Source organism: Rothia sp. CCM 9416 (assembly GCF_048513535.1).
Taxonomy (GTDB): Bacteria; Actinomycetota; Actinomycetes; order Actinomycetales; family Micrococcaceae; genus Rothia.
On record NZ_JBLXXR010000002.1, the window covers coordinates 1 to 21,011 of the forward strand.

Annotated in this window: 22 protein-coding genes and 1 tRNA gene; 13 read left to right on the top strand and 10 right to left on the bottom strand. The window is 57.6% G+C overall.

The window, feature by feature from the left end:
- Positions 1–95: 95 nt before the first annotated feature.
- From ACN080_RS01085 to ACN080_RS01105, 5 genes are all read left to right on the top strand, one after another.
- Positions 96–545 carry an FAS1-like dehydratase domain-containing protein gene (locus tag ACN080_RS01085; RefSeq protein ID WP_419099237.1) on the top strand — a complete coding sequence of 150 codons (450 nt, stop codon included), beginning with the start codon at positions 96–98 and terminating at the stop codon, positions 543–545.
- The gene (locus tag ACN080_RS01090) at positions 542–1,006 is read left to right on the top strand and encodes a MaoC family dehydratase (protein WP_419111591.1); all 465 of its coding nucleotides are present in this window, start codon (positions 542–544) and stop codon (positions 1,004–1,006) included. The genes ACN080_RS01085 and ACN080_RS01090 overlap by 4 nt, the downstream gene beginning before the upstream one ends.
- Before the next feature lie 206 nt (positions 1,007–1,212).
- Positions 1,213–2,448, top strand: a complete 1,236-nt coding sequence (locus tag ACN080_RS01095; protein ID WP_419104830.1) for an MFS transporter — start codon at positions 1,213–1,215, stop codon at positions 2,446–2,448.
- A 90-nt stretch (positions 2,449–2,538) separates the two neighbouring features.
- Complete coding sequence (locus ACN080_RS01100; protein WP_419112832.1) at positions 2,539–3,630, top strand: UDP-N-acetylmuramate dehydrogenase; 1,092 nt, start codon at positions 2,539–2,541, stop codon at positions 3,628–3,630.
- 16 nt (positions 3,631–3,646) lie between these two features.
- Positions 3,647–4,057, top strand: coding sequence for a PGPGW domain-containing protein (locus tag ACN080_RS01105; RefSeq protein ID WP_419104832.1), 411 nt, complete (start codon positions 3,647–3,649; stop codon positions 4,055–4,057).
- Between the two features lie 59 nt (positions 4,058–4,116).
- On the opposite strand, the gene ACN080_RS01110 is transcribed toward ACN080_RS01105, so the two are convergent.
- The 8 genes from ACN080_RS01110 to ACN080_RS01145 form a co-directional block, all read right to left on the bottom strand.
- The gene (locus ACN080_RS01110) at positions 4,117–4,554 is read right to left on the bottom strand and encodes a GntR family transcriptional regulator (protein WP_419112833.1); all 438 of its coding nucleotides are present in this window, start codon (positions 4,552–4,554) and stop codon (positions 4,117–4,119) included.
- A 9-nt stretch (positions 4,555–4,563) separates the two neighbouring features.
- Positions 4,564–5,703, bottom strand: a complete 1,140-nt coding sequence (asd, locus tag ACN080_RS01115; protein ID WP_419112834.1) for an aspartate-semialdehyde dehydrogenase — start codon at positions 5,701–5,703, stop codon at positions 4,564–4,566.
- Positions 5,704–5,786: 83 nt separating this feature from the next.
- Complete coding sequence (locus ACN080_RS01120) at positions 5,787–6,383, bottom strand: dihydrofolate reductase (protein ID WP_419112835.1); 597 nt, start codon at positions 6,381–6,383, stop codon at positions 5,787–5,789.
- Between the two features lie 9 nt (positions 6,384–6,392).
- Positions 6,393–7,211: a thymidylate synthase gene (locus ACN080_RS01125; protein ID WP_419099245.1), complete on the bottom strand. Its 819-nt coding sequence runs from the start codon at positions 7,209–7,211 to the stop codon at positions 6,393–6,395.
- Between the two features lie 55 nt (positions 7,212–7,266).
- Positions 7,267–8,268 carry an NUDIX hydrolase gene (locus ACN080_RS01130; protein ID WP_419110800.1) on the bottom strand — a complete coding sequence of 334 codons (1,002 nt, stop codon included), beginning with the start codon at positions 8,266–8,268 and terminating at the stop codon, positions 7,267–7,269.
- Between the two features lie 133 nt (positions 8,269–8,401).
- Positions 8,402–10,630, bottom strand: a complete 2,229-nt coding sequence (locus tag ACN080_RS01135; protein ID WP_419112836.1) for an RNA degradosome polyphosphate kinase — start codon at positions 10,628–10,630, stop codon at positions 8,402–8,404.
- 69 nt (positions 10,631–10,699) lie between these two features.
- Positions 10,700–11,743 (bottom strand): mycothiol synthase, encoded by a 1,044-nt coding sequence (mshD, locus tag ACN080_RS01140; RefSeq protein WP_419112837.1) that lies wholly within the window; start codon positions 11,741–11,743, stop codon positions 10,700–10,702.
- 39 nt (positions 11,744–11,782) lie between these two features.
- Positions 11,783–12,469, bottom strand: coding sequence for a winged helix-turn-helix transcriptional regulator (locus ACN080_RS01145; protein ID WP_419099249.1), 687 nt, complete (start codon positions 12,467–12,469; stop codon positions 11,783–11,785).
- 148 nt (positions 12,470–12,617) lie between these two features.
- On the opposite strand from ACN080_RS01145, the gene ACN080_RS01150 reads away from it, so the two are divergent.
- From ACN080_RS01150 to ACN080_RS01160, 3 genes are all read left to right on the top strand, one after another.
- Positions 12,618–13,367, top strand: a complete 750-nt coding sequence (locus ACN080_RS01150) for a hypothetical protein (RefSeq protein WP_419099250.1) — start codon at positions 12,618–12,620, stop codon at positions 13,365–13,367.
- Positions 13,368–13,607: 240 nt separating this feature from the next.
- Positions 13,608–14,264 (top strand): FABP family protein, encoded by a 657-nt coding sequence (locus ACN080_RS01155; RefSeq protein WP_419099251.1) that lies wholly within the window; start codon positions 13,608–13,610, stop codon positions 14,262–14,264.
- Positions 14,257–15,411, top strand: coding sequence for a YgfZ/GcvT domain-containing protein (locus ACN080_RS01160; RefSeq protein ID WP_419104837.1), 1,155 nt, complete (start codon positions 14,257–14,259; stop codon positions 15,409–15,411). Before ACN080_RS01155 ends, ACN080_RS01160 begins: the two co-directional genes overlap by 8 nt.
- A gap of 311 nt (positions 15,412–15,722) precedes the next feature.
- On the opposite strand, the gene ACN080_RS01165 is transcribed toward ACN080_RS01160, so the two are convergent.
- Entirely contained in the window at positions 15,723–16,754 is a 1,032-nt protein-coding gene (locus ACN080_RS01165) for a 6-phosphofructokinase (protein WP_419099253.1), read from the bottom strand.
- A gap of 334 nt (positions 16,755–17,088) precedes the next feature.
- Positions 17,089–18,291: a pyridoxal phosphate-dependent aminotransferase gene (locus ACN080_RS01170; RefSeq protein ID WP_419099254.1), complete on the bottom strand. Its 1,203-nt coding sequence runs from the start codon at positions 18,289–18,291 to the stop codon at positions 17,089–17,091.
- A gap of 245 nt (positions 18,292–18,536) precedes the next feature.
- Here ACN080_RS01170 and ACN080_RS01175 point away from each other — a divergent pair.
- From ACN080_RS01175 to rplK, 5 genes are all read left to right on the top strand, one after another.
- Positions 18,537–18,609 (top strand) — tRNA-Trp (locus tag ACN080_RS01175).
- Between the two features lie 72 nt (positions 18,610–18,681).
- Entirely contained in the window at positions 18,682–18,945 is a 264-nt protein-coding gene (secE, locus tag ACN080_RS01180; protein ID WP_419099255.1) for a preprotein translocase subunit SecE, read from the top strand.
- Between the two features lie 103 nt (positions 18,946–19,048).
- On the top strand, positions 19,049–19,786 hold the full coding sequence (gene nusG / locus ACN080_RS01185; protein ID WP_419112838.1) for a transcription termination/antitermination protein NusG: 738 nt from the start codon (positions 19,049–19,051) through the stop codon (positions 19,784–19,786).
- A 33-nt stretch (positions 19,787–19,819) separates the two neighbouring features.
- Entirely contained in the window at positions 19,820–20,317 is a 498-nt protein-coding gene (locus ACN080_RS01190) for an ABC transporter permease (RefSeq protein WP_419112839.1), read from the top strand.
- A 188-nt stretch (positions 20,318–20,505) separates the two neighbouring features.
- Positions 20,506–20,937, top strand: a complete 432-nt coding sequence (gene rplK, locus ACN080_RS01195; protein WP_419099258.1) for a 50S ribosomal protein L11 — start codon at positions 20,506–20,508, stop codon at positions 20,935–20,937.
- Positions 20,938–21,011: the final 74 nt, after the last annotated feature.

Consider the following 21,011-nt stretch of genomic DNA (forward strand, 5'->3'; position numbering starts at 1 on the left):
TTTCGCGCCCAGGGCCGCCGTCGCTACAGGGCTACAATTTGGGAAAATTTAGCAAATATTTTAAAGAGTGGAAGCCTAGGGCCTAGAGTAGGACTATGGCTATTAACCAAGACCTTGTGGGCCGCCTTTACCCGCCCACCGAGCCCTACGCTGTGGGCCGTGAAAAAATCCGTGAATTTGCGACTGCTGTTAAAGCGACCAGCCCCCTGCACTTCGATCTGCAGGCCGCCCAAGCGGCAGGCTACACCGACCTGGTAGCACCACCGACTTTCGCCATTATTCTGGCGCAGAAGGCCGACGCGGCTCTGATTACTGACCCCGAGGCTGGTATCGATTTCTCCCGCGTGGTTCACGCTGACCAGCGCTTTACCCACCACCGCCCCATCGTGGCGGGCGATAAGCTCCTGACTGAAGTTCACGTTGATAGCCTGCGGGTGATGGGGGCTGGGGCCATGCTTAGCACCCGCGAAGAAATCACCACGGTTTCCGGTGAAAAAGTAGCTACCTGCTACTCATCACTTTTGGTTCGGGCGGAGGACTCATGACTGCTATAACTTTTGAGACCCTAGAAAAGGGTGCTGAGATTGGTGCCTGTCAGATTCCCGTGACCCGCGCAGATCTGGTGGCCTACGCCGGTGCTTCAGGGGACTTCAACCCTATCCACTGGAACGAGCGTTTTGCCAATGCGGTGGGGCTACCCGGGGTGATTGCTCACGGTATGTTTACCATGGGTGTGGCTATCCAGCTGGTGACCAACTGGGTGGGGGACGCCGGTGCGATTGTGGATTACCAGACCCGCTTCTCCAAGCCGGTGCCGGTACCCGACGCGGAGGGGGAGAGCTCACCTGCCAGCGGCGGCAACGTCATTTCTGTGGCCGGTAAAATCGGTGCCCTGGACCAAGAAAACCGCACCGCCCGCGTCGACCTGACCGTCACTGCCCCCGACGCCCAGGGCAAAGAGCAGAAAGTGCTCATGAAAGCCCAAGCGCTGGTCCAGCTAGCCTAGTCTCCTTAGGGGGCTAAAAATGCCAGGGGTGCTCCTCTTGCAAGAGGAAGGCCCCACTAATATCGGTGAATGAGAGACGGCCTACCGTGAGTGCTTACTGTTTTACTTCTCAAGGTGTCCCCATCATGCCCCCTTAGGGGTACATGAGCAGAGCGCTAGAATAGACAGCCGACACAAAGAATTAGAACGAGAGAAAACACCCTGGTATGCCCACATCGAGTACAGTCCCTTATCAGCTGACTGACACCCAGATTCGTACCTGGTACCGGGCTGTCCTTAGTCTCTTCTTCGCCAGCGGCCTGGTGGTTTCGGCGCTACTTACCCGTCTTCCCGACCTAGCTACCGGGCTGAATCTGAGTTCCGGACCTATGGGTTTGCTCCTTCTGGGCATGACCGCCGGTTCCTTCTGCGCTGTCAGCTTCTCCGGTGCCCTGGTAGCCCGCTTCGGCGCGATCCGATGTATAGCCGCCGCCTACGCAACAACTGTTACCGGTATGGCCCTGATCGGTTGCGGTGTCTACTATATGAGCGTCCCCATGACCCTGGTGGGGCTGAGCCTACAGGGGCTGGGGAGCGCAGTGTCGAACGTAGCCTCCAACGTGCAGGGGGTCGCCAACGAGCGAGCCCTGGGGCGGTACGTCACCCCGATTATGCACGGCTTCTTCTCCATTGGCACCGTCATGGGTGCAGCTCTGGGCGCTCTAGGCACTCAGCTAGGGCTCCCCTTCGTCGCCCATATGATGAGCTATGCGGTGGTGGTGGCAGCGCTGGTTGCATTCTCGCTAACCCGCTGCCAGACCGAAAATTACGGTCAGGACGATACCAAGGCGCTCGCAACCCTTGGGGCCTATAAGGTCCGTGATGCCTGGCGAGATAAGCACACGATCCTGATTGGGCTTTTCGTGCTGGGTGTAGCTTTGGCTGAGGGCTCAGCAAATGACTGGGTAGCCCTAGCCCTCACCCATGACTACGGCACCAGCAAGACAATCGGCTCGCTGGGCTATTTCACCTTTGTAGTGGCCATGATGGTTGGCAGATTCGGTGGGACGGCACTACTCAACAGGTACGGGCGGGTACTTATTTTGCGGATAACCTGCTCCCTGGCAATCGCTGGCCTGAGCCTGTTTATCTTTGCTCCCAAGGTCCAGGTCGGTTTTGTGGGTTTGCTGATCTGGGGTCTGGGAGCCTCTCTGGGGTTCCCTACCGGTATGTCGGCGGCCTCCGACGACCCGATGAAAGCCGCCGTGCGGGTATCGGTTGTCTCTACCATCGGTTACACAGCCTTCTTAGGTGGCCCGCCCCTGCTGGGCTTACTAGGCGAGCACTTCGGTATTCGTAAGGGGCTGATTGCCGTGCTTATTTTTGTGCTGCTCTCGCTGGTGCTGACTAGCCAGCTGACACCCAGAAAAGATAGGGATGAGCTTCTTGCTATCAGGATCTAGCAAACACCCAGCAGGCTCATAGGGAGCTTATCTGGAAGGACTCAGGAATGAGTACATACTGGCTTGCTACCAGCCGGTAGAATGGAACCCGTGACTGAGAAGCTATTGAGTGAACTGACCACCGCCGCTGTCGGTGGCCCCGCCCGCACCTACGTCCGCGCAACAACAGAACAAGAAATTATCGCCGCTCTCCGCACCGCCGATGAGGCAGGGGAGGACCTGCTCCTTGTCGGCGGCGGTTCTAACCTGCTGGTGGCAGATGAGGGCTTTGCCGGTACGGTGCTTCACATCGCATCGGAGGGAATCGAAAATATCGGTGACTACGCCTGCGGCGGCGCCAACCTGCGCGTGCAAGCAGGGCACAACTGGGATGCCTTCGTCGCCTACACCGTAGAACGCCAGTACTCCGGTATTGAGGCTCTTTCCGGTATACCCGGTACCGTTGGCGCAACCCCCGTGCAGAACGTCGGTGCTTACGGCTCAGAGGTCGCCCACACCATTGCTTCGGTGCGTACCTGGGATCGTCAAACCGGCAATTACAAAACCTTCGCTAACGCCGACCTCAAGTTCGCTTACCGTGACTCAATCCTCAAGCAGTCAAGCGTCAACGGCACACCCCGCTATGTGGTGCTGACCGTTGATTTTCAGCTACCGCACGGTAGCATGTCTGCCCCCATTCGTTACGCTGAGCTTGCCCGCCAGCTGGGCGTTACTGTGGGGGAGCGTGCCAGCTCTGCCCTGGTGCGCAAGACTGTCCTGGGTCTTCGCGCGGGGAAAGGCATGGTTCTTGACCCGGCAGACCGCGATACCTACTCCACCGGCTCTTTCTTCACTAATCCCATTGTGGATAGCGCCGCCCTTGATACTCTGCCCGAGGACGCTCCCCGCTACCCGGTGACCACAGCCACCGGCCAAACGGTTGAAGGTAAGGTCAAGCTCAGTGCTGCCTGGTTGATTCAGCAGGCTGGCTTTGAGAAGGGCTTTGGTCTAGAGGGCCAGGGCCAGCAGCTTTCCGGCGGTCGCGCCTCACTTTCAACCAAGCACACCCTGGCAATCACTAACCGAGGTGGTGCTGCTACAGCCGATATTGCCGCTATTGCGCGAGCTGTGCGAGCCGGTGTTGAAGAACGCTTTGGCGTGTATCTGGTTGCTGAGCCCGTTGTCGTTGGTTTTGAACTCTAGCCCCTGACGTTACGCTATGAGCCTTGAACGGGAAATTGCCGGTAGCGACGGGAGTCTCTTGCACCGGCGGATGCAGCGGGTACGTGCTTTTATGGGCCGTCACCCTCTTTTCCTCTTGCTTTATCGGGCCCTGGTCATTCTTCTGGGCTTTCTCTGTATTCTTGCCGGCATCATCATGCTGGTTACCCCTGGGCCGGGCTGGCTCTTTATCTTCATGGGCATGAGCCTCTGGGGTACCGAGTTTCACTGGGCTCACCGGCTCAACCTCTGGGTCCGTGCCAAGGTGCTTGCCACCTGGCGGTCCTTTGAAGCCGCTCGCCACCGCAGGCACCGGCGTAAAACTGCCCAACGATGGGCTAAGCGAAGCAACCATAGCCACTACTGCCCCAGCGGATGCCACTACCGCACAAGCAAACCCGGCCGCTAAAACAGCTCAAAGGGCCCATGCACCACCACCTGGTGCATGGGCCCTTTTTAGGTAAGGGGCTAGCCCTCTGATGCTTCTTCTAACCCCAGCATATGGCCAATAATCTCAAGAATTTTGGGGTCTTCGTAGCCTAGCTTGCGCATGGCAGTTACATACTTTTCGGTAAGCGTTTGAGCCTTGTGGGCCGTGGAATCAAGGGCCGTAATAAAGGAGCCGGCTCGTCCGTGGGTTTCAATAGCCCCAGCAGCTTCAAGCTCCTTATAGGCCTTGGCCACGGTATTGACTGCTAGACCTGTTTCTGCCGCCAAAGCCCGCATAGGGGGTAACCTGTCACCGGCCGCCAAGCGGCCATCAAATCTAGCCGCAATAATTGCGCGCCGTAACTGGGAATAGGGGGGAACATCCGATGCCTTATCCACCCTGAAGTTTAAGGCACGGATGCCCCCGCAGAGCTCCTGATGGGACTCATGAGTCGGGGGCATCTGAGGCTTGGTCATAGCTCTATTTTAGAGGGTGCCGGTCGCAATCTTCAGCATGCGGCGCACCGGCTCAGCGGCACCCCACAGGAGCTGGTCACCCACAGTGAAAGCACTGATGTACTGAGGTCCCATGCTCAGCTTGCGGATACGGCCAACCGGGATGTCCAGGGTGCCAGATGCCGCTACCGGGGTAAGGTCGCGCATAGTTGCTTCGCGCTCGTTGGGAACTACCTTGGACCACTGGTTATCTTCATCAATGATCTTCTCAATTTCCTCAACCGTCAGGTCTTCGGTCAGCTTGAGGGTGAGTGCCTGTGAGTGGGAGCGCATGGTTGCGATACGGACGCACAGACCGTCAAGAGCGACCCGGCTATCGCCTTCAAGGCCCAGAATCTTGTTGGATTCAGCCTCTGCCTTCCACTCTTCGCGAGACTGCCCCTTGCCCAAGTCTGAATCAATCCAGGGAATGAGGGAACCTGCAAGCGGTACACCGAACTGGGTGGTGTCCAGCTCGCCAGAACGTTGCTTGTCCAGAATCTTGCGGTCAATCTCAAGAATCGCTGAAGCGGGATCAGCCAGTTCAGCCTTGATGGTGCCGTTCAGGTCACCGAACTGCTTGAGGACCTCGCGCATGTGGCGGGCACCGCCACCGGAAGCCGCCTGGTAGGTCATGGAAGTACCCCACTCCACCAGGCCCTGCTTCCACAGGCCACCTAAGCCCATGAGCAGGCAGGAGACGGTGCAGTTGCCGCCGATAAAGTCTTTGACGCCAGAGTCCAGGCCACGGTCAATAACATCGCGGTTAATGGGGTCAAGTACAATCACAGCATCATCGTTCATGCGCAGGGTGGAGGCGGCATCAATCCAGATACCCTGCCAGCCGCGCTCCCGCAGAGCAGAATGAACGGCCTTGGTGTAGTCGCCACCCTGAGCAGTCACAATCACGGGAAGCTTAAGCAGCTCGTCCAGGTCGTGTGCGTCTTTGAGAGTGGCCTCTTCAAGGGCCCCGCCGAAGGTAGGGGCGGGGGCACCAGCCTGCGAGGTAGAGAAGAAGACGGGGCTAATACTCTCAAAATCTCCTTCTTCGAGCATGCGCTGCATGAGGACGGAGCCCACCATGCCACGGTAGCCTACAAAACCTACTGAATCACCGGGTGTAAAAGTCATGGTTTCAGTCTAGCTTTATTCCGCTGCACGCGTGAGGGGAACAGCCTCGTGTTACAGGCCAAAGCGAGGTAGACACGGAAAGGCTACCCCTGTAACCGCCAGCTCTCAAAACGGTAGGGTAGAGCGACCTTATCACCTGTGGCTTCAAGGCCGTAGCCTTTAACGCTGGTGAGCGTATCGGTGGACGCAAGTAACTCCCAGCGGTCATCTAAAGCCGGTGCGTAGGTGTCGCCCTCTAATTCAAGGCCAAAGACGGTTCTTTCCACTCGGCTCACGCAACCGCCAGCTACCTGCGGCAGGTTCCGAGCTGTGAGAGCCTCCGCATAGACACGACCGCCACCAATCACCCAATAGGCAGTGGCATCGGGTGCTAGCTGGGCCGCCTGCTCAAGGGCTATGGCTAAGGAGGGTACCCAGGTAGCCCCGTCGCGGAGGGTGGGGTCAGAAAGGGAGGAGGAAATAACGATATTAGGACGCCCCGGTAAAGGACGAAAACGAGGCGGGAAGGACTCCCAGGTAGCGCGCCCCATAATCACGGGGCACCCCCAGGTAACCTGCTTGAAGTGGGCTAGGTCTTCGGGCGCGTACCAGGGCATATCACCGGCCCGACCAATCACGCCCTTGCCCGCCTGGGCCCAGATGGCGCCCAGTACCGGCAAATCTTTTTCAGCTACGCTCATAGCCTGCCCCTAGACCGCGATAGGGGCTTTGATGGTGGGGTGGTGCCGGTAATCCACCAGTTCAAAGTCCTCAAACTCATAGTCAAATAGGGAGGGTTTCTTATTCTTGATGATCAGCTTGGGGTAAGGGTAGGGTTGCCGGCTGAGCTGCTCCTCAACCTGCCAATAGTGGTTGGAGTAGATATGGCAGTCCCCGCCGGTCCACACAAACTCACCGGGAACCATACCCGTCTGCCCGGCAATAAGCTGGGTCAGCAGAGCGTAGGAAGCGATGTTGAAAGGAACGCCCAAGAACATATCGGCGCTCCGCTGGTAGAGCTGGCACGAGAGCTCACGGGTGCCGTCCGGGCGGGTCTTGACGTAGAACTGGAAAAGCGCATGACAAGGCGGCAGAGCCATATCATCGACCTCAGCGGGGTTCCAGGCCGTGACGATATGCCGACGAGAATCAGGGTTAGTCTTGAGCGACTCAATGACCTTAGCAATCTGGTCAATGGTCTGCCCATCCCCGGCAGGCCAGGAACGCCACTGTACGCCGTAGACCGGGCCCAGTTCGCCGTCCTCATCAGCCCACTCGTCCCAAATACTCACACCGCGTTCCTGAAGCCACCGCACATTGGACTCACCCCGCAGAAACCAGAGCAACTCAAGAGCAACCGACTTAAAGTGAACCCGTTTAGTGGTAATCAGCGGGAAACTCTCCGCCAGGTCAAAACGCAGCTGGCGACCAAAGACACTCTTGGTGCCGGTACCGGTGCGATCAGACTTAAGATCGCCGGTAGCCATAATCTCACGAAGTAGGTCTTCGTAGGGGGTGGGAACAGTCATTATCTTCTTTTCAGTCAAGGGGGCAGGGAGCGCCGGGGGCACTCACCTCAAGGAATCAGTCATCAAAAGGCTTAATCTGTTCTAAAGAAACCACGGTCATAGGGTGAGTAACCGACACCTGCATGACCCACATTTCACCCGGCTTCAGGTAGGGATCAGCAGCGGGCAGATGCTTGCGCAGAGACTTGCCCAAATGCCCACCCAGCACCTCCAAGACCGTAGGGAGTACCGGACGATGGGTACACAAGACAACAGAACGGTCACGCTTCTCAAAGAGCGACTCTGCTACTTTACGCGCATGCTTGGGTGAACGTCTATTACTGTCCTCTGTCAGCCCGCGCTTTTCCTTAATGGTCAGGCCACTTGCCTTAGCATAAGGGTAGACCGTTTGCATGCACCTGACCCAGGGCGAGGAAACAACCCGCTCAGGGGACCAAGCCTGTAATAACCGCCCAACAGCCAGAGCCTGTCTCTTGCCTGTAGCGGCCAGCGGGCGCTCGCCTTCTGCCCCTGCCCACTTAGAACGAGGCTTGGCCTTAGCATGCCGCATCACAATTACGGGGCGAGTCTTGAGATCCTGAGCGGACTCTAAACGGAGCAGGGCATCCAGGGGTTCCTTATCGGTGGGGCTGGTCAGCATCGCCCGTGCCTGCTTGGGGCTTACCCAGCGCAGTTCATCAACTTCACCCTCATCAGCCTGTGCCCGTGCACCAGCGGGGAGCTCAGCGGCCCAGTAGTAGACCTCCTTGGGCTTTCCCTTGACCTTATAGGCGGTCACCGCAAGCGGTGCGCCTAGCGTGACTTGGAGACCCACTTCTTCACGGACCTCACGCACAGCGGTCTCGGGCAGTGTTTCCCCCGGATCCTGCTTACCCTTGGGCCAGGACCAGTCATCGTAGCGGGGGCGGTGAATGATGAGTACCTCGAGCTTGTCGTGGTGACGCCGCCAAATTAGCGCGCCAGCAGCATTGACGGCGGCCTTGTTGCGGGGACCTCGGCGGATAGATAGTTCCCCGTCTGCTGTGTGTGCGGTGTAAAAGGTGTCTGTGTGCGGCATGTGGAGCTCCAATAGTGGGGCGGGCATTTAAGATGTCCCTGGGTTAACCTTGCCTTAACCCAAGGACATTGTATTCCCTCGACTGCCCTGGAGAGGGAATCGGGCGGATAAGTTATCCTGTCAAAGCTAACTGTTAGGAGCGCTTATTGCGTTTCTTGCTCCGGCTAGCCAAGTAGAAAGCCTGGACATCACGCAGAGGCTGACCTTCGGCATCCAAATGATGGCGTTCCCAGGAACCGTTGGCGCTCAGGTGCCAGTTACTTGTCTTGTCCGAGAGGTAATTCTCAAACATTTGGAGCAGGTAAGCCACATGGGCAGGTTCCTTAACATGTACCAGGGCCTCAACACGGCGGTCCAGGTTGCGGTGCATCATATCGGCTGAGCCGATGTAGGTCTTGGGCTGACCGGCGTTTTCAAAGGTGAAAACCCGGGAGTGCTCCAAGAAACGCCCCAGCACCGAACGCACCTTGATGTTATCTGAGAGCCCAGGAACACCGGGGCGTAGGGCACAGATGCCGCGTACCAGTACATTGACTTCTACTCCGGCCTGTGAAGCACGGTAGAGGGAGTCAATGATAGCCTCATCGACCATCGAGTTGCACTTAATTTGAATCTTGGCGTAATGACCGGCCTGCTTGTGTTCTATTTCCTTATTGATGTTGTCAATCAGGCCCGAGCGCAGGGAGCGGGGGGCAACCAGCAACTGCTTGTAGGTTGTCTTGGGAGCGTAGCCGGAGAGCTGATTGAAAAGCCTGGAGACGTCCTCACCGATTTGAGGGTCGCAGGTAATCAGACCGAGATCCTCATAGAAGCGGGCGGTGGAGGGGTGGTAGTTGCCGGTGCCGATATGGCAGTAGCGGCGTAGACCATCGGGTTCCTTGCGGACCACCTGGGAGAGCTTGCAGTGGGTTTTGAGGCCCACGATGCCGTAGACCACGTGAACACCGGCGCGCTCCAGTTTGCGGGCCCATTCGATGTTGGCCTGCTCGTCAAAGCGGGCCTTAATCTCGACCAGGGCCAGGACCTGTTTGCCAGCTTCGGCTGCTTCGATGAGGGCATCGACAATGGGGGAGTCGCCGGAGGTACGGTAGAGGGTCTGCTTGATAGCCAGTACAGCGGGGTCAGAGGCTGCCTGCTCGAGGAAGGCCTGAACGCTGGTCGCAAAGGAATCGTAGGGGTGGTGGAGTAAGACATCGTGATCGCGGGTTGCGGCGAAAACGTCGGCAGCCTTGGAGGTTTCGTTGGCGTTGAGCCAGCGGGAGGTGTGGGCTACATGCTTGGGGTAGTGCAGGGCAGGGCGGTTGGTTTTAGCGATATCGGAGAGACCGCGCATGTCCAGGGGCGCGGGGAGCTTGTAGACCTCGTGCTCATCGATGCCTAGCTCGGAGACCAGGAGTTCCAGAATGGTTGGGTTGATGGTGTCTTCAACCTCTAGGCGTACCGGCGGGCCGAAACGGCGGCGGAGCAGTTCTTTCTCTAGTGCTTTGAGAAGGTTCTCAGCATCGTCCTCTTCTACTTCGAGGTCTTCGTTACGGGTTACACGGAAGGCGTGGTGTTCCAGTACTTCCATGCCGGGGAAGAGAATATCGAGGTGCTCAGCGATAATCACTTCGAGGGGGATAAAGCGTACCTCACCGGAGGATGAACGTACCGAGCGTGAGCCATCAACGGCGACCATCCGGTCCATGGTTTCGGGGACCTTGAGACGGGCGAAGAGTTCCTTGCCGGTCTGGGGATTGCGGACAATGACCGCCAGGTTGAGCGATAGACCGGAGATGTAGGGGAAGGGGTGGGCCGGGTCAACGGCTAGCGGGGTGAGCACCGGGAAGACATCGGTTCGGAAGAAGTTGGAGAGGCGGTCCTGCTCAGCGGTGCTCAGATCGCTCCAGCCGACAATGCGAATGTTTTCTTTTTCGAGCTCTGGGTAGACCTGCTCGTGGAAGACCCGTGCCTGACGCTCTTGCAGGGCGTGAGCGGCTTCGGCGATTTCTTCCATCTGCTCTTCAGGGGTGAGGCCTGCGGCTGAGGGCATGGCGATACCGGTGGCGATACGGCGCTTGAGCCCGGCTACCCGGACCATGAAGAACTCATCGAGGTTGCTGGTAACGATAGAGAGGAAGTTCAGGCGTTCAAGCAAGTAGAGGTTGGGATCTTCTGCCAATTCGAGAACCCGGGTGTTGAAGTCTAGCCAGCTTATTTCGCGGTCAAGGAAACGATCGGAGCCAAAGTCACCCTCGAGGTTGGGGAGCTTAATTTTCTTTCCTATATCGATACGGTCTACGCGTGTTTCAGCGCGTTCTAGCTTGCTGATGTCACTCCCGATGGGGGTGCGGTTGGGTATCTCTTCTGGTGCCTTGGTCATGGTGAGCCTTTCGCGGTTGCGGTCAATACAAAGTGTGGGTCTTGTGGCTTCGGGCCGGTGGGGTGCCCGTCAGCTGGATCTTGAGGGGGTGGCTTCTGCCGGGGCACCGGGTCGGTACTGTCGGTCAACGGTGAGCGGGGTGAAACCGAGAGAGCGGTAGAGGCTGACTGCCGCCGTATTATCTGCATCGACATAGAGAACTATACGGTCTAGGGCTTTTCCTTGCTTGTCGGTTGTCTGAGCTAGGTAAGCCATACCTGCTAAGGTGAGGGCTTTACCCAGGCCCCGGCCCTGCCACCGGGGGTCGATGCCGATGGCATAGACTTCACCTTCTGGCTCTGCTCCCTGGTCTGTGGGGATTTTGGTCCAGTGGTAGCCGGCCAGGGCAGAGCCGCACTTAGATTCTGCCTCTGCGGTACTGTCAGAGACATGAACCAAGAAGAAACCTTCGGGCCGGAACCAGGCAGATTCCGTGCGAACCTGCAGATCCTTTAGGGTCAGCCTGCCCTGCTCGGGGTGATGCGCAAAAGCGCGTGCATTCAGTTCAACCCAGTGATGGGCTTGCTCCGGTGAGTAGGTGATAAGTTCGAGACCATGGGGGAGCTGAGCCTGATCAGCTAGGTCAAGGATGCGTTGCCTCGATACTTCGGTTAGGGGTAGTTCTAGTTTGTAGAGTTCCCGGCTTGCCTTCCACCCTAAATGTTGAGCAATAGCAAGGGCAGCTTCCAGAGCGGGGGTTTGCTCCTGCGGGCCTCCGTGGATCCAGGCCGCTAGAGGCTGGCCCTCCAGAGCTTTAAGAGCGGAGGTAATTAGAGTAAGGCCGATACCCTGCCCGCGCATTTGAGGGCTTACTGCTGCCTCAAGAACCCAGGTATCACCTTCAAGAACAAGCACCGCTAAGCCTACAAGCTGGTCTGCTACCCGCGCTTCAAAGGCCTTCACGGCAGAAGCCGGAACCGCCTCGTGTTGGTTCACTGCTCGGATAACTTCAATATGGGCCTGCTCCGAAAAAGGAGCTGCTCCGTCCTGTCCCTGGGCCAAGCTAGCTAGGGCCTGCATGCCTTGGGGTAAGTCAGAAGCAAAGGTAGATTCAACCACCTCAAGAGCCTTCATAGGTACCTCCTCCACTCACCATGAGCCTTCCTCCTTACTCTAACGAGACTCACCTCTGGGGGAGTTGAAGCTATAGCCAACATTGCGCACCGTCGTAATCAACTGTTCGTGGTCAGGCCCTAACTTGGAACGCAAACGGCGAATATGAACATCGACGGTGCGGGTGCCGCCGTAGTAGTCATAGCCCCACACCTCAGATAGAAGCTGGGAGCGGGTAAAAACACGGCCAGGGTGCTGGACCAAGAACTTAAGGAGTTCGAATTCCTTATAGGTCAGGTTGAGCGGTGAGCCCTGCAAACGAGCCGAATAGGAAGCCTCGTCAACCGTTACGCCCCCCACCCGAATAATAGAATCCTGAGCCTGAGCTAGGTGATCACGGTAAGCTGATAGCAGGCGTAGACGGGCTTCTAGCTCAGCCGGTCCAACCGATGCAAGAACGATATCATCAACCATCCAATGAGCTGCTACAGCCGCCATGCCGCCCTCGGTTAGCACCATCAGCAAGGGCACATTAAGCCCGGCTCCCTTCAGGAGATGGGCACAGTTGCGAGCAGCGACCAGTTCCTCGCGGGCATCGACCATGACCACATCCGGCCCCAAACCCTGGATAGGTGCAAGCGAAGAACCTAAAGGCAATACAGAAAACCGGTGTGCTAATAAACCCAAAGACTGGGTGACGTCAGCGCCATCGGTCGATGAATCACTCAACACGACAATATGCAGCACACCATCACTCCTCGCTATACAGCAACTCTTGACCAGTATAAAACGCGGTACCCGGACGTTGATAAAAAGGCTCGTAATACGGGAAGATATAAAGATAAAGCCGGGATTATGAACCCGGCCCATCACTTACCGCACCCCGAAGGCTACTGTGACCACCAAAGAGAACTCCACACGAGCAATACGAACCTTTGTTCCTGAGCTCAGTAGGTTCCGCCGAGCTCAGCAGAAAACTGTTTACCAAGGGCCCTTAGGGCGAATCGGTGCTACCCGGCGCTCCCGCTATACCCTGGTTGCTCTCTCAGGGGTGCTTGCCCTTCTCGCGCTGGTGGTTTCTGCCATTATCTCGCCAACAGTTGCGGCAGCAGCCGGGCTGGGTGCTGTACTTCTCATCGCTGGCGGCTGGCCTGCTGCCACCGGTATTGCTGAACTCCGTGGGCGCCACCGCGTAACGTCACATTCGGTCATTATTCTCTTATCCGGGCTAGCTTCGGTTCTTTATGCCTGGATTAACCCCGGGGAGTCCCCGCTTACCTTCTTACCAGCTATTGCTGCTGTTGGTATTGTCTCCAGCTTTATGACTGAGCTTGCCCGCGGTGAGGGCGCACAGGGCAAGCTGGAGTCGGTGATTAGCTGTGTTTCAGGGGTACTGGCCTCTGTTTCTGTTGCCGGATGGGTGGGTTTGGCTATTCTAGCCAAGCACGCCGAAACCGCTCAGCCGGTTGTCATGATTGGTGTGGGCGTAGGTATCCTGCTGGGCATCATCGGGATCCGGGTCATCTCGGCAGGCCCCAAAGAAGGACCGCGCCGCGGGGCAGTGACATTGGGTGTCACGCCGGTAGCTTTCATCGGAGTTATTGGGTATGTATGTGCGACTTTCCTCACGCGCGTGATAGGCTAGCCACATGAGTATTCTTGCATTAGAAATTTTCTTCCTCGTCCTGCTGGGGCTGGCAGGTCTGGCTATTTTCACCTGCATCGGCTTTGTGCTCACCGGTCTTTTCCGCGGGCAGAAGTAAACAGCTTTCAGTAGAAACCATCAGGCCCTCGCGCACCGAAGCGCGGGGGCCTTTTCTCTGCCCGACCTACGCTGACCGCTAAGCCCAGCTCACGGAGTCAAGCAGCTACTAGACTAAGGGGTATGGCTATTGAAATTCCCACCAACCTTACCCCCGAGCTCGTCCCCTTCTCCTGGTTGCTTGGTACCTGGGAAGGTACCGGCTCCCTCTGGTACGAAGGCTCTGAACAGACCCCCTTCGGGCAAATTATTACCTTCGCCCAGGAGGGTCTGCCCTTTATCGAGTACAGGGCTGAGAGCTTCCTGCTTGATGATGCAGGCAAGAAGCTCCGCACCATCACCCTTGAAACCGGCTTCTGGCAGATTGACCGACCCCAGGTAGACGGTGATCTTGGCCCCGGGCTGGTCCCGGCAGCAGTGGTCCCAGTACACCAGGACGCCGAATCGGTAGAAGCCCTGCGTAATGAAGACGGCGGCTTTAACCTGCTTGCCACCATTGCTCACCCCGGCGGGCTGACTGAAAACTATGTGGGCATGATTAAAGGCCCGGTGGTGCGTATGCAGACCGGCAACATGCTCAAAGATGACATTTCCAAAGAATACGCAGGTTCTGTCCGGCTCTGGGGCCTGGTAAACGGCAACCTCATGTGGGACTGGGAAACCGCTCACCCCGTCACCGGCAAGCTAGAAAAGCACGCATCAGCAGAGTTGCGCAAGACTTCTTCTATGACCGGTGACGACCTGGGCACCACCATGTTCGGTGGAGAGAACCTTGACTAGCCCCAGCGGCTACAGTAGCCCCCTGCTTCGCCGTCCCGGTGCCTTTGCTGCATCGGGAGCCGATGCCGGTGTCGCCGCCCACTACGGTAACCCGATTGCCGAGCAGCGGGCGCTTGCCCGCCGAAGCAAGCTGACCCTAGTGGACTACTCCCACCTGGGTATTGTGACGGTGGCTGGTCCTGACCGTTTGAGCTGGCTGACGACACTCTCGACCCAGGTGCTTACTGGCCTGGGGGAGGGGTCTAGCACTGAGCTTCTCTTGCTGACCCCGCAGGGGCGCATTGAGTTTTCCGCTTATGCAGTGGAGCAGGGGGGTAGGGTCTGGCTGATAACCGAAGGCGCTCAGGCCGCCCCGCTGGCGGACTACCTCAAGCGCATGAAGTTCATGTTAGAGGTGGAAGTCACCGACCTAACCGAGAGCTACGCTGTTCTTGGCTCGACGGTGGACCCTCGCACCTGTAAGGATGCCTCCCCGGCACTGGCTGCTGGAGTCATCTGGCAGGACCCCTGGGCAGCAGGTGTTGCTGCTGGCGGTTACAGTTACAGCGCGGTTGAAGAGAACCAACACCCCGGAGCTGACTACCACCGGTACCTGACTATCATTCCTGCTCACCGCCTACTCGATGCCGTTGACGGTTGCCAGCTAGCGGGCTCCTGGGCCGCCGATGCCCTGCGCATTGAGGCCTGGCGTCCCCGGGTGGGGGTGGATTCTGATGAGAAAACAATTCCTCACGAACTTGACCTCATGCGTACAGCAGTCCACCTGGAGAAAGGCTGCTACAAGGGCCAAGAAACAGTGGCGCGCGTGCACAACCTAGGGCACCCGCCCCGTCGCCTGACTTTCCTGGATCTTGATGGCTCTGAACATACTCTCCCCGCGGTAGGGACCCCCGTGATGAACGGGGCCAAGCAGGTGGGTGTCATTACCTCTGTTGCCCTGCACCATGAAGCTGGGCCTATTGCCTTAGCCCTTCTGAAAAGGTCGGTGGCTCCCGATGCTGAGCTACGAGCTATTGACGGCGGCGACTTTGATGCGCAGGGCAACCCTGCACCGGCTACTGAGTACGCCTGCTCGCAGACTCTGATTGTTGCTCCCGACGCCGGCCAGGTGGTGGGGCGGCGTACCAAAGGTCAGTTCCTGAGTTAGGGAAAAACCCAGGCAGTCTAAAGGCCCCGGACAGCTTGCTGTGCAAGCTATCCGGGGCCTAAATCTGTATGTGAGCCTTGAGTAAGCCTTGGTGGCTAGGAGCTCTACCTGGTTGGAGCCGTCATCTTCAAGGCAGACCAAGCGCTAGCTGGGGCCTCGATACCCTAGTCTGCAAAAGTGATGGGGACTGCGGTAGCAATCCGGGGGGGGGCCTGGCTACCGTCACCAGCTACATCAACCGACCTTTGATTCTTAAAAATTTCAGAACCAAGGGTAGAGCCCTCTCTCTATACAGCTTGTCGCCCGCCTGTTTAGCGACCGAAAAGTACTTTGGCTTCCTGGTAGCGGTCAGCAGGAACTTTCTTGAGGCCGTCCAGAGCCTCGGCAAAGTCTACGCGCCTGATTTCGGTACCCTGCATGGCAACCATCTTGCCCCACTCCTTATCGTGAATCATATCCACAACCTGAATGCCTAGGCGAGTTGAGAGAACGCGGTCAAAGCCGGTAGGTGCACCGCCACGCTGAATGTGACCCAGGATGGTGTTGCGGGTCTCAATGCCGGTCAGACGTTCGATTTCCTGGGTAACCCACTCACCGATGCCACCCAGACGGGGGCGGCCGTCCTTTTCCTGGCCCTTGCCGGCCAGTACATCGTCAAAGCCCTCGGGGATGAAGCCTTCAGCTACAACGATCAGGGGTGAGCGACCGCGGTCGTGAACTTCTTTGACCCAGCCTGCTACCTCTTCCATGGATACCTTGACTTCGGGAATCAGGATGGCGTGGGCGCCACCGGACATACCGGAGTGCAGGGCGATCCAACCAACGTGGCGGCCCATAACCTCTGCGACCATGGCACGGTGGTGGGACTCGCCGGTGGTGCGCAGGCGGTCCAGCGCGTCGGTTGCAATGGAAACGGCGGTATCGAAACCGAAAGTGTAGTCGGTTGCCTGGAGGTCGTTATCGATTGTCTTGGGGACGCCAACTACGGGCAGGCCGGCATCGGCTAGGCGCTTTGCGCCTGCTAGGGTACCTTCGCCGCCGATAGCAACAATGGCATCAATGCCGTTGCGCTCCATCATGATTTCGATGTTTTCGGGGCCGCCCTTGGGTCCGTCGAAGGGGTTGGTGCGGGAGGTGCCCAGAATGGTGCCACCCTGGCGGGCCAGACCGCGGACCTTAGTGCGGGGCAGATCCATGTAGTCGCCCTCCACAACGCCGCGCCAGCCATCGCGGAAGCCGACGAATTCGTCGCCGTAGGTTTTGATGCCGTTGAGGACGGCGCCGCGAATGACAGCGTTCAGGCCGGGGCAGTCGCCGCCGGAGGTGAGCAGACCGATCTTCATGGAGAGTCTCCTAAATATTCCTGGTGGGGAACGGTGGTGGTGGGACCTTAGGCGGTTTTCTCCCGGAGAGCAACCGACATGTTGGTCTTTGTTGTTTTCTATTCTAGTGAATTTGGGGTTGAGTGGGTAGCTGTGGGATAGCTTGGGTTATATGTTTTCAGCCTCTACGTTAGGGTCAAAAACGATTTTATTGTGGGTGGGAGGCCGGTAAAAGAAGTGGCAGGTGTACCCAAAGCAAACTGACTCAAGAGCTAGCTGATGTCAACCGCATATGAAAGACATGAAGCTACCAGAGGTGTGCTTGCGCAGGGTACACCCGCCGACTGAGAGTTTTCTACTGGGCTGTAGCGAGTAGCTTCTGCATACGGGCCAGGCCCTCTGCCAAATCATCGTCGCCTAGCGCGTACGACAGGCGCAGGTAGCCTGAGGGGCCAAATGCTTCACCCGGCACTACCGCTACTTCGGCTTCTTCCAGGATAATTTCGGCTAATTGGGCCGAGGTCTGCGGGGTCTTGCCCGCAATGGTCTTACCGAGCAGGCCGGTGACATCGGCGTAGGCGTAGAAAGCACCCTTGGGGGTGGGGCAACGAACACCCTCGATGGCGTTCAGGCCCTCAACAATGGTCTTGCGGCGACGATCAAAAGCCTGGTGCATGGTATGGACAGCATCGAGTGGGCCGGAGACCGCTTCAAGTGCTGCAAGCTGAGCTACGTTGTTGACGTTGGAGGTCATATGGGACTGTAGGTTAGTAGCGGCCTTGGTGATATCAGCCGGAGCGATCATCCAGCCCACACGCCAGCCGGTCATGGCGTAGGTCTTGGCAACACCATTGAGAATAACAGTGTTCTCAGCCAGCTCGGGCACAGCTTTAAGAATGGAGGTAAAGGGGACACCGTCGTAGGTGAGGTGCTCATAGATTTCATCGGTCAGCACCATAATGCCCTTAGCCAGTGCCCATTGACCAATGGCTTTAGTTTCTTCGGGGGAATAGACCGCGCCGGTGGGGTTGGAGGGCGAGACAAAAATGAGGGCCTTAGTAGCCGGGGTGTAGGCGGCCTCGAGCATATCGGGGGTGACCTTGTAGTCAAGGTCGGCACCCGCGAAGACCTCGACGGGGTTACCGCCAGCCAGGCGAATTGCCTCGGGGTAGGTGGTCCAGTAGGGGGCGGGCAAGAGAACGTCATCGCCTTGGTCGATGACGGTGGCGAAAGCCTGGTAGACGGCCTGCTTGCCGCCGTTGGTCACAATAATCTGTGAGGGGTCAACCTCAATGCCGGAATCCCGCTTAGTCTTATCTGCAATAGCCTGCTTGAGTTCCGGGAGGCCTGCTGCCTGGGTGTAACGGAAGTTCTTAGGGTCATCCAGAGCCTTGCGGGCGGCTTCGACAATGTAGTCGGGCGTGGGGAAGTCAGGCTCACCGGCGCCAAAGCCAATCACCGGGCGTCCTTGGGCCTTGAGCGCCTTGGCTTTCGCGTCGACAACGAGGGTGGCCGAGGGGGCGATAGCGCCAATGCGGCGGGATACGCGCTGAGACATGGGAGGGTTCTCGCTTCTGTCCTAGTGACTTAGGACCGTTGGGTGGTTGATGCCTGTAGGTGCAACAAAAACTATGCTGAGGCCTACACCCTTAAGCATAGGTGGTTGGCTGTGGGGCTGGGGAGGGCTGTCCTCAAATTGCCAAAGAGAAAATTATGTTCTAAAGTAGGTACCGTTGTTCGCAACCGAACAACTATTGACCTATGCCCGTGCGCCTGGGTCATCCTTGAAGGGGTAACCTTCAAAGGGCGGTGGCTCAATTGGTAGAGCAGCGGTCTCCAAAACCGCAGGTTGCAGGTTCGAGTCCTGTCCGCCCTGCTTTTGCCTCACAGGTTTTTTGTCAATCGAACCGAACGGTTCATGATGAGTCTAGAAAGGGGCGGGCCTCACATGGCTAAATCAATCGCCGCTAGGACCGCCGATTCTAATGAACCAGGCGCCCACCAGAAGCTGGGCTTTTTCGGTCGTATTTTCCAGTTTTTGCGCCAAGTATTCGCAGAGCTCAAAAAAGTTACTACACCCACCGGTAAAGAACTGGTGCAGTATGTGATTGTTGTTCTTGCCTTCGTTGTTTTTATGCTCCTGCTCATCTCTGGGCTGGACTACCTCTTCGGGCAGGGCGCCTTCTGGCTTTTCGGCAATGGCATCAGCTAACTGTAGTAGAGCCGGGCTCTAAGCCCGCCCCACCCCATAAAATCTTTTGTATGTAGGGCGCACGGCGCTCCTCATAGAACTCCAACGACGAAAGCAGGAAAGCGTGTCCGAGCAGGAAATGCACACTGAAGCCGAAGAGGTTGTAGAACCTGCAGAGCAGGCAACCGACCAGGATCTGGCAGAGACTGAAACTGTAGAGGTAGAAGAAGCTACCTCCGCCGAGGAAGTCACTGAACCTGCTGTAGATCCGCTGGAAGAGTTTAAGGCTAAGCTCCGCCGCCAGGAGGGTGAATGGTTCGTTGTTCACACCTACGCTGGCTACGAGAACAAGGTTAAGACCAATCTGGAATCTCGGGTGCAGACTCTGAACGCCGAAGATGACATTTTTGAGGTTCAGGTCCCCATGGAAGAGGTCATGGAGGTCAAGAACACCGCCAAGAAACTGGTGCGCCGTGTTCGTGTTCCCGGCTACGCCCTGGTGCGTATGAACCTGACCGATGAAACCTGGGGCGTAGTACGCCACACCCCCGGTGTTACAGGCTTCGTTGGACAGGACGCCTATAACCCTGTGCCCCTGCGCCTGGATGAGGTTGTAGATATGCTGGCTCCCGTCTTTGAAGCTGAGCAGGCAGAAGCAGGCGAACTGCCCAAGCCCGCTCCCGCTGTGGAGACCGGCTACGAGGTGGGCGAGGCTGTCACCGTTAAGGACGGCCCCTTTGAGGGTATGCCCGCTACTATCTCCGAGATTAACGTTGCGGCTTCTCAGATGGTGGTACTGATTTCTGTCTTCGAACGTGAGACCCCTGTGACCCTGAACTTCTCACAGGTCACTAAGATGTAACCCCCAGAGGGTATAAAACATGTACCGCCCGGTTTGAGCTCTAAGGCTCAGGCCGGGCGGTTTTTTGTTGCCTTTTTGGGCTGCCCCGCCTACAGCGCTAGTATCCCGCCTGCACCCGAAACCCTGAAAAACGCCGTGGACGAGCAGCAGAAAACTCTGCTGATTGCCATGTCACTGATTACCCTGGTCATCGGCGCAGTGGGTACCATGAACACCTTCCTGGTAGGGGTTATGGAGCGTCGCCAAGAAATAGGTTTGCGTCTAGCCATTGGCACTAAACCGGCAGGTATTACCCTGCAACTAGCCATAGAAACCATCATTACCAGCCTGCTGGGATACTTTGCCGGTGTGCTCTTCTCCATCAACGCCATTGCCATCCTCAGCCTCCTTAATTCCTGGACACCCATTATCAGCCCCGCAGTGATAGGAATGGGAGCCGGTGTTGGCCTAGCGCTAGGTGTCTTGGCCGGAATCTACCCGGCGCGCAAAGCCGCCCGGATTGACCCCATTGAATCCCTGACCCGCCTGTGAGCAAGACCCCAGCCCGCAGGCTCCCCGGGGCAATGGCTTAAAAAGTCTTAAGGGACTAAGATAGAGGACTGTATGTGTGCGCGCACGCTTGGCGCACACTGCACGGTTGGGCCGTCGCCATGGCCCGCCACCGCCCGGTACATACTCCTGTGTACCGGTCCACCAGCTAAGAAAAGGACCAAATACCAATGGCTCCCAAGAAGAAGGTCTCAGGCATCATTAAGCTGCAGATCCAGGCAGGCGCCGCTAACCCGGCTCCCCCCGTTGGCCCCGCGCTCGGTGCGCAGGGCGTCAACATCATGGAATTCTGCAAGGCTTACAATGCCGCAACCGAATCTCAGCGCGGTAACATCATCCCCGTAGAAATTACCGTCTACGAGGACCGCTCCTTCACCTTCATCACCAAGACCCCTCCGGCGGCCCAGCTGATCAAGAAAGCTGCAGGCGTTGCTAAGGGTTCAGGTGTTCCCCACACCCAGAAGGTCGGCTCACTGACCATGGATCAGGTCAAGGAAATCGCCCAGACCAAGATGGAAGACCTCAACGCTAACGACATTGATGCTGCCGCAAAGATCATTGCCGGCACTGCCCGCTCCATGGGTATCACCGTCGAAGGCTAAACCCTTCCCCCTAGCTCAGGCTAGATACCGAGGCCTCAAAACCTCACCAAGACATATATGTAAGAGCCCACCGG